Source organism: Nocardioides antri (assembly GCF_008373765.1).
Classification (GTDB): domain Bacteria; phylum Actinomycetota; class Actinomycetes; order Propionibacteriales; family Nocardioidaceae; genus Nocardioides; species Nocardioides antri.
In genome coordinates this window covers 257,025-269,302 of sequence record NZ_VUJW01000010.1, presented here as the reverse complement: position 1 = coordinate 269,302, position 12,278 = coordinate 257,025, and the positions used below count along the sequence as shown (strand labels likewise).

General features: G+C 72.3%; 13 protein-coding genes. 2 read left to right on the top strand and 11 right to left on the bottom strand.

Annotated features, from left to right (window positions below):
* Positions 1-12 precede the first annotated feature (12 nt).
* Positions 13-756, bottom strand: a complete 744-nt coding sequence (locus tag F0U47_RS17065) for a VOC family protein (protein WP_149751663.1) — start codon at positions 754-756, stop codon at positions 13-15.
* A gap of 25 nt (positions 757-781) precedes the next feature.
* Positions 782-1,561, bottom strand: coding sequence for a TSUP family transporter (locus F0U47_RS17060; protein WP_149751662.1), 780 nt, complete (start codon positions 1,559-1,561; stop codon positions 782-784).
* A gap of 19 nt (positions 1,562-1,580) precedes the next feature.
* Here F0U47_RS17060 and F0U47_RS17055 point away from each other — a divergent pair, with 19 nt between their 5' ends.
* Positions 1,581-2,429, top strand: a complete 849-nt coding sequence (locus F0U47_RS17055; protein WP_149751661.1) for a cobalamin-binding protein — start codon at positions 1,581-1,583, stop codon at positions 2,427-2,429.
* Positions 2,430-2,436: 7 nt separating this feature from the next.
* Here the strand turns inward: F0U47_RS17055 and F0U47_RS17050 are convergent, their stop codons facing one another.
* The 5 genes from F0U47_RS17050 to F0U47_RS17030 are packed head-to-tail and all read right to left on the bottom strand — an operon-like array spanning position 2,437 to position 7,147.
* Positions 2,437-2,865 (bottom strand): VOC family protein, encoded by a 429-nt coding sequence (locus F0U47_RS17050; protein ID WP_149751660.1) that lies wholly within the window; start codon positions 2,863-2,865, stop codon positions 2,437-2,439.
* A 9-nt stretch (positions 2,866-2,874) separates the two neighbouring features.
* Complete coding sequence (locus F0U47_RS17045) at positions 2,875-3,330, bottom strand: helix-turn-helix transcriptional regulator (RefSeq protein WP_149751659.1); 456 nt, start codon at positions 3,328-3,330, stop codon at positions 2,875-2,877.
* Between the two features lie 25 nt (positions 3,331-3,355).
* Positions 3,356-5,359, bottom strand: a complete 2,004-nt coding sequence (locus tag F0U47_RS17040) for a vWA domain-containing protein (RefSeq protein ID WP_149751658.1) — start codon at positions 5,357-5,359, stop codon at positions 3,356-3,358.
* Positions 5,356-5,745, bottom strand: a complete 390-nt coding sequence (locus F0U47_RS17035; RefSeq protein WP_149751657.1) for an OsmC family protein — start codon at positions 5,743-5,745, stop codon at positions 5,356-5,358. The genes F0U47_RS17040 and F0U47_RS17035 overlap by 4 nt, the downstream gene beginning before the upstream one ends.
* Complete coding sequence (locus F0U47_RS17030) at positions 5,738-7,147, bottom strand: MoxR family ATPase (RefSeq protein WP_149751656.1); 1,410 nt, start codon at positions 7,145-7,147, stop codon at positions 5,738-5,740. The genes F0U47_RS17035 and F0U47_RS17030 overlap by 8 nt, the downstream gene beginning before the upstream one ends.
* 92 nt (positions 7,148-7,239) lie before the next feature.
* Between F0U47_RS17030 and F0U47_RS17025 the strand changes: the two genes are divergently transcribed.
* Positions 7,240-8,067 (top strand): adenylate/guanylate cyclase domain-containing protein, encoded by an 828-nt coding sequence (locus F0U47_RS17025; protein WP_149751655.1) that lies wholly within the window; start codon positions 7,240-7,242, stop codon positions 8,065-8,067.
* Positions 8,068-8,174: 107 nt separating this feature from the next.
* Here F0U47_RS17025 and F0U47_RS17020 read toward each other — a convergent pair whose 3' ends face one another.
* The 4 genes from F0U47_RS17020 to F0U47_RS17005 all read right to left on the bottom strand — a co-directional run bounded on the left by F0U47_RS17020 (position 8,175) and on the right by F0U47_RS17005 (position 12,269).
* Positions 8,175-9,377, bottom strand: a complete 1,203-nt coding sequence (locus F0U47_RS17020) for a lipid-transfer protein (protein ID WP_246159674.1) — start codon at positions 9,375-9,377, stop codon at positions 8,175-8,177.
* Complete coding sequence (locus tag F0U47_RS17015) at positions 9,359-9,796, bottom strand: Zn-ribbon domain-containing OB-fold protein (protein ID WP_149751654.1); 438 nt, start codon at positions 9,794-9,796, stop codon at positions 9,359-9,361. The genes F0U47_RS17020 and F0U47_RS17015 overlap by 19 nt, the downstream gene beginning before the upstream one ends.
* A 71-nt stretch (positions 9,797-9,867) precedes the next feature.
* Complete coding sequence (locus F0U47_RS17010) at positions 9,868-10,410, bottom strand: 2'-5' RNA ligase family protein (protein WP_149751653.1); 543 nt, start codon at positions 10,408-10,410, stop codon at positions 9,868-9,870.
* 104 nt (positions 10,411-10,514) lie between these two features.
* Positions 10,515-12,269 (bottom strand): VanW family protein, encoded by a 1,755-nt coding sequence (locus tag F0U47_RS17005; RefSeq protein ID WP_149751652.1) that lies wholly within the window; start codon positions 12,267-12,269, stop codon positions 10,515-10,517.
* Positions 12,270-12,278: the final 9 nt, after the last annotated feature.

Here is a 12,278-nt window from a genome sequence, read left to right as displayed (position 1 = left end):
CGCGGGGTCCCCTCAGGGGAGCACCCCCGTTTCGGGATCCCGGTCGGTGAGGCAGTAGACCCGGCCGGTCGGGTCCTCGAGGACCGTCCAGTGGCTCTGGGTGTCGCGCACGGTCGCGCCGAGCCCCACGTGACGCTCGGTCTCCGCCGCCCGGTCGCTCGTCGCCCAGTCCAGGTGGGCGCGGACGTCGCCGGTCGGGTCGTGCAGGCGCTGGAGCAGCAGCCGGATCGGCTGGCCGGCCGGCCGCACCAGCGAGTGGAAGTCCGTGGACACCGTCGACCCCCGCTCCTCCCAGCCGGTGAGCTCGCTCCAGAACAGGCTCTCGCGGTCGTACGACGTCGCCGGGATGTCGAGGCAGACCTGGTCGACGAGCGACGAGTGCCCGCCCGGCCAGGTCGCCGGTCGCGGCCGGGTCGCCGCCTCGTGGGTGACGTAGCAGAACGTGAACCCGCCCGGGGAGCGCAGCACGACGTAGCCGAGGTCGGCCACCTCGGTCGCCCCGAGTCCGACCGCCGCGTCGGCCGCAGCGCGGGCGTCGGGCACGTGGAGGTCGAGGTGGATCCGGTCGGGGCCCTCCGCGAGCCGCTGGACCCGGAGGAACGCGTCGCCGTCGCGGGGCACCAGCGTCGCGAACTCACCCGCGTCACCGCGGGGCGGGCTCAGGTCGTAGCCGGTGAGGGCGGACCAGTAGGCGACGGAGTCGTCGAAGGCGGCCGGCGTGGAGTCGAGGAACGCGGTGATCCAGGTGGGACTCATGCGAGCAACGTACGACGCGGCACCTTCACCACACGCCGAGGACGTCGCCGCCGATCCGGACGATGAACGCCGAGACGACGAGGATGAAGAACATCCGGACGAACTTCGAGCCCCTCTCCACGGCGGCCCGGGCGCCGAGGTAGCCGCCGGCCAGGTTGCAGACGCCCATCAGCAGGCCGACCTTCCAGAGCACCGCACCGGTGGGAATGAAGAGCAGGAGCGCGCCGAGGTTCGTGGCCCAGTTCGCGAGCCGCGCCTTCGCCGACGCCTCGAGGAAGTCGTAGCCCAGCAGGCCGACCAGGGCGAACACGAGAAAGCTGCCCGTGCCGGGGCCGAGCGCGCCGTCGTAGAACCCGATCACCCCCCCGACCGCCATCGCGGCGACGAGGTGCCGGTGCCCGCTGAACCGCAACAGCGTCTCCTCGCCGACGTCGGGCTGGAGGACGACGTACGCACCCAGCACGACGAGCACCCCGAGGACGATCGGCTCGAACGCCTCCCGCGGGATCTGCGAGGCCACGAAGGCGCCGACGAAGGAGCCCACGAGCGCACAGGCCATGAGCGGCCCGAAGGTGCGGGGGTCGGGGCGGATCCGGCGGTAGTACGTCGCTGCGGCCGCCGACGTTCCGCAGATCGAGGCCACCTTGTTGGTGGCCAGGACCTGGACGGGCGAGGCGCCGGGGAGCCCGATCAGCAGCGCAGGCAGCTGGATCAGCCCGCCGCCTCCCACCACGGCGTCGACGAAGCCGGCCGCCAGGGCGGCGAACCCGAGGAGGACGAGGACGGTCACGGTGGGGTCGGACATCGCCTCTATTGTCGGGGGCGTGCGGATCGTGTCGTTGCTGCCCTCCACCACCGAGATCCTGTTCGCCATCGGAGCGGGCGACGAGGTGGTCGGGGTGACGTTCGAGTGCGACTTCCCGCTGGAGGCGCGGGACCGGCGGATCGTGTCGACGTCGGCGATGCCGGAGGGACTGGCGCCGCCGGAGATCGACGCGTACGTCGCCGAGGCGATGCGCCGCGGCGAGGACCTCTACCACCTCGACGCCGGCGCGCTGTCAGGCCTCGACGCCGACCTGGTGGTCACCCAGGACCTCTGCGCCGTCTGCGCGGTCGACGTGTCCGTGGTCGACGACGCGCTCGCGCACCTCGGCTGCAACGCCGACGTGCTCACCTGCGACCCCCACACCCTGGAGGAGGTCCTCGCATCGATCCTGGAGCTGGGCAGGGCCACCGGACGGACCGCGGAGGCCGAGGCACTCGTCGCGTCCCAGCGGGCACGCCTCGACGCCGTGGTCGCCCGGGTGGCCGACCGGCCCCGGCCGCGGGTGGTGCTGCTGGAGTGGACCGACCCGCCCTTCGCCCCCGGCCACTGGATCCCCGAGATGATCGAGCTCTCCGGCGGCGCGTGCGTCCTCGGCACCGCGGGTGAGAAGTCGTTCCGCACCACGTGGGAGGCGGTCGCCGACGCCTCACCCGACCTGGTCGTCGTGGCCCCTTGCGGCTACGACCGGGCGGCCTCGCAAGAGCTCGCCGACGACGTCGTACGACGCGGCCTGCTGCCGTCCGGCGTGCCCGTGCACGCCGTCGACGCCAACGCCTCCTGGGCCCGCCCCGGCACGCGCCTCATCGACGGGATCGAGGAGCTGGCGGCCGTCCTGCACCCCGTCTGACGCGACCTCAGTCGAAGTCGGCGGCGGTGTAGTCCCGCGGCTCGACCAGGACCATCCAGTTGCCGCTGTTGTCGCGGATGACCGCCTCGACGCCGTACGGTCGCTCCTCGGGCTCCTGGATGAACTGCACCCCCTGGTCGCGGAGCTCGTCGGCGGTCTTGCGGCAGTCGTCGACGTTCAGACCGAGGCCGTGCATGCCGCCCTCGTCGAGCGCGCGGTTGATGGCGTTCACCATCTCGGGCGAGTGCGGAGGACCGGGGACGGTGAGGTGCACCTGGAGCTCGGGCTGGCTCGGGTGGACGACGGTGCACCAGCGGTAGCCGTCACCGAGCGTGATGTCGGTGCCCTCGGTGAACCCGAGGACGTCGACGTAGAACTTCTTGGAGGCGTCGACGTCCTTCACGAAGACGCTCGCGATGCTGATGTTCGTGATCATGGCTCGACGCTAGTCGTCGCCGGCGGGACGCTGCTTCTCCTGGCTTGCGGACTCCGAGCGCTCGGCGAGCCCCCACATCAGCACGAAGCAGCCGGGGATCCGCGGCGCACCCGCACCCCACCGCTCCTGGAACGCCTTCGGCGTCTCGCCGACGACCTGGCGGAAGCGCGAGCTGAACGACCCGAGGCTCGCGAACCCGACCGCGTGACACACCTCGGTCACGGTCAGGTTGGTGGCCCGCAGCAGGTCCTGTGCGCGCTCGATCCGCCGCTCGGAGAGGTACGCCGCCGGCGTCCGGCCGTACGTCGCGGTGAAGAGCCGGTGGAAGTGGAACTTGCTGATGCCCGCCGTGCGCGCGAGGTCGTCGAGGTCGAGCGGTTCGGCGTAGTGGCAGTCGATCCGGTCGCGAGCGCGGCGCAGGTGGACGAGTACGTCGCCGGGTGCGCGCTGGACGGGCGTGCTCACCGCACCATTATCGACCGGTCGCTGATCAGCCGACCCAGAACCCGCGGCCGCCGAACCAGTCGCCGTAGGAGCCGGGACCGGAGCGGTCGCGCGGGCCGCGCGAGCCGAGGTACGAGCCCACCACGGCAGCGCCGAGGTCGTCGGTCTCGGGGGCGATGACGGTGCCGTCGGCGCGGCGGGCCATGGAGTCGATGAACCGGGCGAGGCCGGGGTCGTCACCGAGTCGGAAGAAGGTCGTCTGGGCGCCGAGCCGGCGGGCGTTGTCGAGCTCGCGTACGGCGAGCGCGATCGTGAGCGGGTGCGGTGGGTAGCTGAAGAAGACCTCGCCGTCCGGCTCCAGGTGGGAGGTCGGCTCGCCGTCGGTGACGATGAGCAGCACCGGCTGGGCGTTGGGGTGCTTGCGGAAGTGGCGGTTCGCGAGGAGCAGGGCGTGGTGGAGGTTGGTGCCCTTCGCCCACCGGGCGTCGAGCGCGGTCAGCTCCTCGATGTCCATCCGCTCCGCATGCCGGCCGAACCCGATCAGCTCCAGCGAGTCGCCGCGGAACCGGGTGCCGATGAGCGTGTGCAGGGCGAGCGCCGTGCGCTTCATCGGGACCCAGCGGCCGTCCATCGCCATCGAGAAGCTGGTGTCGACGCACAGCGCGACCGCGGCCTGGGTGCGGGCCTCGGTCTCGGCCACCTCCACGTCCCCGATCGAGAGGAAGGCCCCGGAGGGGTCCCCCGCGCGGCGGAGCACGCCGTTGAGGACGGTCCGCGGGATGTCCCACGGCTCGGTGTCGCCGAACTGCCACTCGCGGGTCGCGCCGGACAGGTCACCGGCAGCGCCGGCCTGCTGCAGCTCCCGCTGCCCCTGTCGGCCGGACAGTCGCTGGGCGACGTCGCGCAGCAGCGCCTTCCCCAGCTGGCGCATCGCCTTCGGCGTGAGCCGCAGCTCTCCGTCGAACCCGCGCTCCAGCGCCCCGGACTTCCGGAGCGCACGCTCGAGCTCCTGCAGCCGCCGGGCGTCGACGGCCGCCTGGTCCCCGAGCTGGCGGGCCAGCTTGTCGAGGTCGACGTCGTCGAGGCGGGCGCCGCCGTACGACTGCGAGAGCTGGTCCGCGAGCGCGTCGAGGTCGGCGAGGTCCTGGAGCATGCCGGTGCCGTCACCGAGCCCGACGCCCTGGTCGCCTTGGAACCGCTCGGAGCCGTCCCAGTCCTCCCCCGGCCGCAGCGCCTGGAGGTTGCCGTCGAGCCGGGCGAGCTGCTGCATCAGCTGCGGCGAGCCGAACGCCTCGGACGAGAGCCGCATCAGCTCCTCGCGCTGCTCGGCGCTCATCGAGTTGAGCATCCGCTGCGCCGCCGCGGCCCGCTCGGCCATCGCGTCGATGAGCTCGTCGACGTTCTGGGGGTTCTCCGGGAAGAAGTCGCCGTGCTTGGCCATGAAGTCGTCGAAGTCCTGCTGAGTGTCCTCACCGGCGGCGTGCTTCTCGAGCAGCTCGTTGAGGTCCGAAAGCATCTCCTGGATCGCGGCCCGGTCCTCGTCGGTGGCGCCCTCGAGGGCCTGCTTCATGCCGGCGAACCGCTGGTCGAGCAGCTCGCGGCCGAGCAGGTCCTTGATTTCCTCGTAGGCCTGCCGCGCCTCGGGCGACTGCCAGTCGTAGTCGGACAGCTCGGTGACCGCCGCCGCAGTGGACGTCGGGAGGTTCTCCAGCCGCATCTCGCGGAACGCCCGGTCGCCGTCGTCCATCATCGCGTCGCGGGCGAGCTGCTTGCGCTCCTCGAGGACGGCGCGCTCCAGCAGCTCCCGCACCTCCTGGAGCGTGCCGTCGAGGTCGTGCCGCTGCAGGATCTCGCGCCGTCGCTCGGCCACCCGGCGGGCCAGGTCGTCGAGCCCGTCGCGGTCCTGGCCGCCCCTGCGGAGGAACTCGCGCATCGCCCGCTCCGGGCTGTAGCCCGCCATCACGTCCTCGCCGATCGCGTCGAGCGCCTCGGCGATGTCGACCGGCGGCGCGAGCGGGTCGCCGCCGTCGTACCGCCGGTAGCGGCTCATCGTCGGGTCACCTCGGCGCCGGCGCGCACGGCCCGCGGGATCTCGGCGACCTCGTCGACGACGTCGAGGAGGCGGCGTACGTCGGACGGGTCGGCCGGGCTGTCGACCTCGGCCTGGTAGCTGATGCCCGTCGACGCCCAGGTCACGTCGAAGCCTCCGTCCGCGACCACCGCGACGCCCTGCACCGGGATGCCGAGCAGCTCGGCCTCGCGGTAGACGTCGTTGAGCACGCACAGGGCCACCGACAGGTGGAACGCCTGGGCACCGTTCGCCACCGGGCCGGCGGCCACGCCCTCCTCGGTCCAGACGTGCGGCAGGACGACGCCGTCGGCGGCCCGCAGGCTGCCGGCGGAGGCGCGGACGCCGTACGGCGAGAGGTCAGCCATAGACGGTCTCGCTTCCGTCGGTGTCCTTGCCGATCTTGCGGGCGAGGAACAGGCCCTCGAGCGCGAGCTCGATCGCGCAGGCCCGCTCGCCGTCGGTGCTCCCGCCTCCGTCGCCGAACAGCCGCTCGCACACGTCGTCGTAGAGCTCGGACTCGCCGAGCACGGGAAGCCCGGTGAGGACGTCGCGGGCGGACACGCCGGACCCGGTCGTCACCGTCGCGCCCTCCTCGATGGCCTCCACGAGGAGCGCGAAGTCGAGGCCGCGGAAGTGCTGGCGCACCGTCTCGGCGGTGGCGGTGCGCAGCAGGTGGGTGAGGATCTCCGCCTCCCGGCCCTCCTCCCCCGACTCGAACTCGATCTTGCCGCCGAGCACGTCGACCGCCGTCTCGAGGTCGACCACGCGGGCGACGGCGGTGTCCTCGCCGAGCACCGTCGCCCGCCGGAGCGCGGACGCCGCGATGGTCTCGGCGCCCGCGATCGCGAACCTCGCCGAGACGCCCGAGCGTTGATCGACCGCGGTCGACTCGCGCAGGTTGCGGGTGAAGCGGGCGAGCACCTCGAGCAGCGGCTCGGGCACGTCGGCGACGAGGTGCGCCTCCTGCCGGATGACCGCCATCTCCGCGGCGAGCTCGGCCGGGTAGTGGGTGCGGATCTCGGCGCCGAACCGGTCCTTCAGCGGCGTGATGATCCGGCCGCGGTTGGTGTAGTCCTCCGGGTTGGCGGACGCGACCACGAGCACGTCGAGGGGCAGCCGCAGGACGTAGCCGCGGATCTGGATGTCGCGCTCCTCCATCACGTTGAGCATCGCGACCTGGATCCGCTCGGCCAGGTCGGGAAGCTCGTTGATGGCGACGATCCCCCTGTGGCTCCGCGGGATCAGCCCGAAGTGGATCGTCTCCGGGTCGCCCAGCGAGCGCCCCTCGGCCACCTTCATCGGGTCGACGTCGCCGATCAGGTCGGCGACCGACGTGTCAGGGGTCGCCAGCTTCTCGGCATAGCGCTCCGTGCGGTGCCGCCACGAGATGCGCAGGTCGTCGCCGTGCGCCGCGACCGCCGACTGGGAGGCGACGGTGATCGGCTCGTAGGGGTGCTCGCCGAGCTCGGACCCGGAGATGACCGGCGTCCACTCGTCGAGCAGGCCGAGGATCGTCCGCAGCAGCCGGGTCTTGCCCTGGCCGCGCTCACCGAGGAGCACCACGTCGTGCCCGGCGAGCAGCGCCCGCTCGAGCTGCGGGACCACGGTCGACTCGAAGCCGTGCAGGCCCGGCCAGGGGTCGTCCCCCGCCGCCAGCTTGCGGAGCAGGTTGTCGCGGATCTCCTCGCGGAGCGTCTTCTGGACGTGCCCTGAGGAGCGCAGCTCGCCGAGGGTGCTGATCGTCGGGGCGCCGAGTTCGTTGGCCACGCCCACACGCTACTCACGGCGGCAACTCCGACGTGGTGGTCGTCACCGTCGGATGTCCCTCACGCACCGACCGCTGGCTCTACGCTGACGCCGTGACGGTCGTCCTGGGGGTCCTGTGCGGGGCCCTGCTCTGCGCCGTGGTCGCGCTCGTCATCGTCGTACGCCGCCAGCGGGCCGCGCTGGCAGCCGACGCCGAGCGGATCGAGCTGCTCGAGGCCGACCTCGCCACCGCCCTCCGGCCGCCGCCCGCGCAGAACCCGACCGAGCGCGCGATCAGCCGGGTGATCCGGACCGCGAGCAAGGTGCGCGAGCAGGGCATCACCGGCGTCATCCAGAGCACGATCGAGGACCTCACGGCGTGGGCCGGCGAGGAGCAGGCCGAGATCGTCCACATGGCGGCGCCCGACGGCACGGTCACCCTCTTCTTCTCCGACATCGAGAACTCCACCCAGCTCAACGCCCGGATGGGTGACAAGACCTGGGTGCGGGTCCTCGAGGCGCACGACCAGGTGCTGCGGGCTCGGATCGGGCAGTATCGCGGCCAGGTCGTCAAGACCGCCGGAGACGGGTTCATGGTCGCGTTCCGGGACGCCGAGGCCGCCTGCCGGGCCGCGGTCGCGATCCAGAGCGACCTCCGGCGCCCCTCCGACCTTCTCCGCCGGCACGGCAAGGTCCGGGTGCGGATCGGCATCCACACCGGCCAGGTCGTCGCCAAGGGCGGCGACTACTTCGGCGAGAACGTCGCCCTGGCGGCCCGGGTAGCAGACCTCGCGTCCGGCGGCGAGGTGCTGGCCAGCGACGCCGTCCGGGAGTCGCTCGACGCCGACGCCGCGGTCGACCTCATCGACCCCACCGAGCCGATCGAGCTCAGGGGCCTCCCCGGGGAGTACGTCGTCTGGCGGGTCGTCCCGCCGGTCTGAGCCGGGCGCGGAATACCCGGTCGACCGGGTATTCATCGGGTTGTCCGCTTCTGCAATGGCTGACAACCCGTGGGATACCCGGTAGACCGGGTATTCCACGCCCGCCCTCAGCGCGCCAGCACCACCGACGACCCGTGCCCGAACAGCCCCTGGTTGGCGGTGATCCCGACCCGCGCACCCTCGACCTGGCGTCCGGTGGCCTGCCCGCGCAGCTGCCAGGCGAGCTCGCAGACCTGGGCGAGCGCCTGGGCGGGCACGGCCTCACCGAAGCAGGCGAGACCGCCGGAGGGGTTGACGGGGATCCGGCCACCGACGGTCGTGTCGCCGGCCCGGAGGAGCACCTCCGCCTCGCCGCGCTTGCACAGCCCGAGGTCCTCGATCCAGTCGAGCTCGAGCGCGGTCGACAGGTCGTAGACCTCGGCGACGTCCACGTCGTCCGGTCCGATCCCCGCCTCTTCGTAGGCCGCGTGCGCGATCGACTCCTTGAACGTCCGCTCCGGAGCGCCACCCGCGGCGTGGTCGGTGGCGAGGAGCGGCATGTCGATCACCGCGTTGGGGAAGGTCGGCGTGACCGTCGAGACCGCCTCCACCCGCACCGGATCGGCGATCCCGTGCCGGCGCGCGTAGTCGAGGCTGGTCAGCACGACCGCGGCCGCGCCGTCGGAGGTCGCGCAGATGTCGAGGAGGTGCAGCGGGTCGGAGACGATCGCCGAGCCGAGGACGTCGGCGACGGCGACCTCCTTGCGGTAGCGCGCATTGGGGTTCTCGAGGCCGTGGCGGGCGTTCTTCACCTTGACCTGCGCGAAGTCCTCGCTGGTGGCGCCGTACAGGTCCATCCGGCGCCGCGCGTAGAGCGCGAAGTACGCCGGGTTGGTCATGCCGAGCAGCCGGAACCGCAGCCAGTCCGGGTCGGTCCACCGCTCACCCGCGTTCGGGGCGAGGAAGCCCTTGGGGGTGGTGTCGGCGCCGACGACGAGTGCCACCTCGGACAGGCCGGCGAGGATCCGCGCCCGGGCGGTGTCCAGGGCCTGGGCACCCGTCGCGCAGGCGGCGTACGACGTCGCGACCCGCGCGCCGTTCCACCCGAGCGCCGAGGCGAACGTCGAGCCCGCGACGTAGCCGGCGTACCCGTTGCGGACGGTCTCGCCGCCCACCACCAGGTCGACGTCGCTCCACCGGATGCCGGAGTCGGTGAGCGCGGCCCGGGCCGCGTGCACGCCGTACTCCACGAACGGACGGCCCCACTTGCCCCACGGGTGCATCCCCACGCCGGCGACGGCGATCGCGTTGCTCATCGGGTCGGCCTCCATCGCCAGATCGTGCGCTCGCCGCTCTCGTCGGCGTCCAGGGTCTCCACGACCAGCTCGACCTCGGCCCCGACCGCGAGGTCGGCCACGCCATAGCCGGCAGCGACCTGGCCGAGCACGACCAGTCCCTCCGGCAGCTCCACCGCGGCGATCGCGAACGGCTCGAACGGGTCGGTGGTCGGGACGTACGGCGCCGGCGGCTGGTACTGCGCGTCCGTATAGGACCACACCCGGCCGACCCGGGACAGCTCGGCCGGCTCGTGCGTCTCGCCGTCGCAGACCGGGTTCCGGCAGAAGCTCGCGGCCTCGGGCGGGGGTGGCGGGAACACCAGGGTGCCGCAGGACGTGCAGCGCGAGGCCACCAGCCGCGGCTCGTCACCCGTCGTGAACCACCCCGGCACTGCCGGTGTCGAAGTCGTCATCCACCCACTCCGTGAAAACTAGAACGTGTTCTCACTCTACCGGAACGGCAGGCGGGCGCGACGGGCGCCGGTCAGGACAGCGCGATCAGGTCGTACTCCTCGGGCCGCTTCTCCCCACCCAGCCAGCGGGTGCGGACCAGGGAAAGACCCGGCACCGCCCAGGGGCTCCCGCTCCACCCGGCGAGGTTGTCGAGCGCTGCCGCCAGCAGGGTCGGCGACGACTCGGGACCGATCGTCGCGACCTGGATGCGGGGACGGAACTGGCGCCGGTCGACGTAGAGGCGCATGTTCTCGGCGGCCTCCGGCACGAATCGGGCCAGATCGGCGAGTGGCTCGACGTCCCCGGCGAGGCCGAGCGTGACGGTCGAGTCCTCCTCGCTGCGCGCACCGTCGAACCAGACGATCGGCGCCTCCGCCCCCTCGAACGCCCTGCGCAGCATGTGCGCGAGGCGGTCGCAGTCCGGCGGCAGCAGGCTGCCGAACGAGGTGATCGGGATGTCGAGCTCCTCGCGCGGCGTCGCCGCCACACCGGGCACCGACCGCAGCGCACGCGTCGCGTCCCAGAGCTCCTCGAGCGTCTCCTCGGGAGGCACGAGCGCCGCACGGAGCAACATCAGGGCCCTCCCCGGCTCGACCGACATGACAGGGTCGCCGGCCCAAGGGGGTCCGGCGGCCTCCATCATCGCCCGGGACCGGGCGATACGGGGGCGTTTTCCGGTCAGTCCTCGTCCGGGGCCGGGCCGCACACCACCGTGTCGGCGGGGGTGTAGGAGGTGTGGAACTCCTCGGTGTGGTGGATCTCGTCCTCGCCGTGCTCCCGGAAGACGCGGGTCACGTCGACGTCGAAGCCCGAGTAGCCGGTGAAGGCCTCGCAGTCGGGCGTGGTCAGGTGGCGGGTCGCCGGAGCGCGGTAGTTGTAGCGCTCCGAGGTCCGCGACTCGATGTCCCACACCTTGGTCGAGTACATCTGGACGGTGACGACGCCCTGCGTCGAGTAGGTGCTCGGCGTGACCGTGGCGTGGATGAGGACGCCGTAGTCGGTGTCGTTGCGGAACTTCAGGTCGAGGTCCGGCCAGGCGACGGTGGCCTCGCGGCCCTCCGGGTAGCGGTCGATGTAGAACGAGTGCGGCTTGTGCTCGACGTCCTCGAGGCCGGCGAAGAACATCGCGTTGAACGTCGTCGTCGCCATCTGCGAGACACCGCCGCCGTAGTCCAGCTTCAGGATGCCGTCCTGGATCGTGTAGCCGATCGTGAACCCGTTCTCCGCGGTGCGCTCCCCCACGGTGTCGTTCAGGGAGAACGTCTCACCGGGCTTGAGGATCGTGCCGTCGATCAGCTCCGCGGCACGGCCGATGTTGACGTTGCGGTAGTCCGCGTGGGGGTAGTAGGTCGTGAACTCCGAGACCTTGCGCTTGATCCCGAGGTCCCGCGCGTCCTTGGTGGTGAAGTCGGCCTCGCGGACCGTGGCCTTGACCTCGCCGGTGCGCTCGCGCCCGCGCGCGGCCAGGAGCGCGGTGAAGACCGCCACGACGTCGTCCGACTCGAACTCCACGCCGGGCTTCGCCGGGATCACCTTGGGCTTGCCGTCGACGAGCTTCACGGTCGCGTCGACCGGCTTGCCGGCGGTCGTAGCGCCCTTCACGAGGCGGGTGACCGTCCGCTCGTCGATCTTCGGCACCAGCTCGCCGCCCTCCGGCACCATCGAGAGCGCCTTGGCGTACTGCTTCGGCTGCAGCCGGACCCTGGAGTCGCCGAAGACCAGGGTGACGGCTGCGGACATCGCCGGGTTGGCGAAGCTGTCCAGCGCCTCCTGGACGTCGTCCTCGTCGATGTCGGGCTCCGCGTCGGTGACGGCGAGCTCGACGGTGTCCTCCTCACCCAGGAACGCCTCGGTGATCGCCTCGCGCGCCGCCTCCGGGTCGACGGCCTCACCCGGGACCGGGTCGACGACGTCGACGCCGTCCGCGCCGAACACGACGCGACCGTCCTGCGGCGGCACCCCGAGGCCCGCGGACAGCTCGGCGAGCTTGGCCGACAGCTGGCCCTCGTCGACCTCGACGACCGCTTCGACGTCGTCACCGCCGGTGAAGTAGTCCCACTGGCGGGCAGGACTCCAGCTGTCGCCAGCCCCGGCAGCGTCCACGGACGCGCCGTAGTCGATCGCGAGCCCGATCTCCCCGGGGCTCACGTCGGCGGAGCGACCGCCCTTGACCTCCACCCGGATCGGCTCGGAGGCGCGGTCGGCGAAGGCCTCCTCGAGCTCCGCGACGGCCTCGTCGCGGGTCATCCCCCCGACGTCGACGCCCGAGACCTTGGTGCCGAGGGGGACCTTGTCACCCGCCACGGCGTGGGCCGCGGCATAGCCTCCGGCGACCAGGACGAGGAGCAGCACGACGACGAACGCCACGACCGCGCCCCCCGGGCGTTCGCGCTTCTCCGGCTTGCCGGCGTCCGGCCCCTCCCACAACGTCACACCAGCATC

Excerpts from the sequence above, each read along its gene's own strand:
- F0U47_RS17065 (WP_149751663.1), bottom strand. The coding sequence starts at position 756 with ATGAGTCCCACCTGGATCACCGCGTTCCTCGACTCCACGCCGGCCGCC.
- F0U47_RS17050 (WP_149751660.1), bottom strand. The coding sequence starts at position 2,865 with ATGATCACGAACATCAGCATCGCGAGCGTCTTCGTGAAGGACGTCGAC.
- F0U47_RS17010 (WP_149751653.1), bottom strand. The coding sequence starts at position 10,410 with ATGTTGCTCCGTGCGGCGCTCGTGCCTCCCGAGGAGACGCTCGAGGAG.
- F0U47_RS17060 (WP_149751662.1), bottom strand. The coding sequence starts at position 1,561 with ATGTCCGACCCCACCGTGACCGTCCTCGTCCTCCTCGGGTTCGCCGCC.
- F0U47_RS17040 (WP_149751658.1), bottom strand. The coding sequence starts at position 5,359 with ATGAGCCGCTACCGGCGGTACGACGGCGGCGACCCGCTCGCGCCGCCG.
- F0U47_RS17020 (WP_246159674.1), bottom strand. The coding sequence starts at position 9,377 with ATGGAGGCCGACCCGATGAGCAACGCGATCGCCGTCGCCGGCGTGGGG.
- F0U47_RS17015 (WP_149751654.1), bottom strand. The coding sequence starts at position 9,796 with ATGACGACTTCGACACCGGCAGTGCCGGGGTGGTTCACGACGGGTGAC.
- F0U47_RS17035 (WP_149751657.1), bottom strand. The coding sequence starts at position 5,745 with ATGGCTGACCTCTCGCCGTACGGCGTCCGCGCCTCCGCCGGCAGCCTG.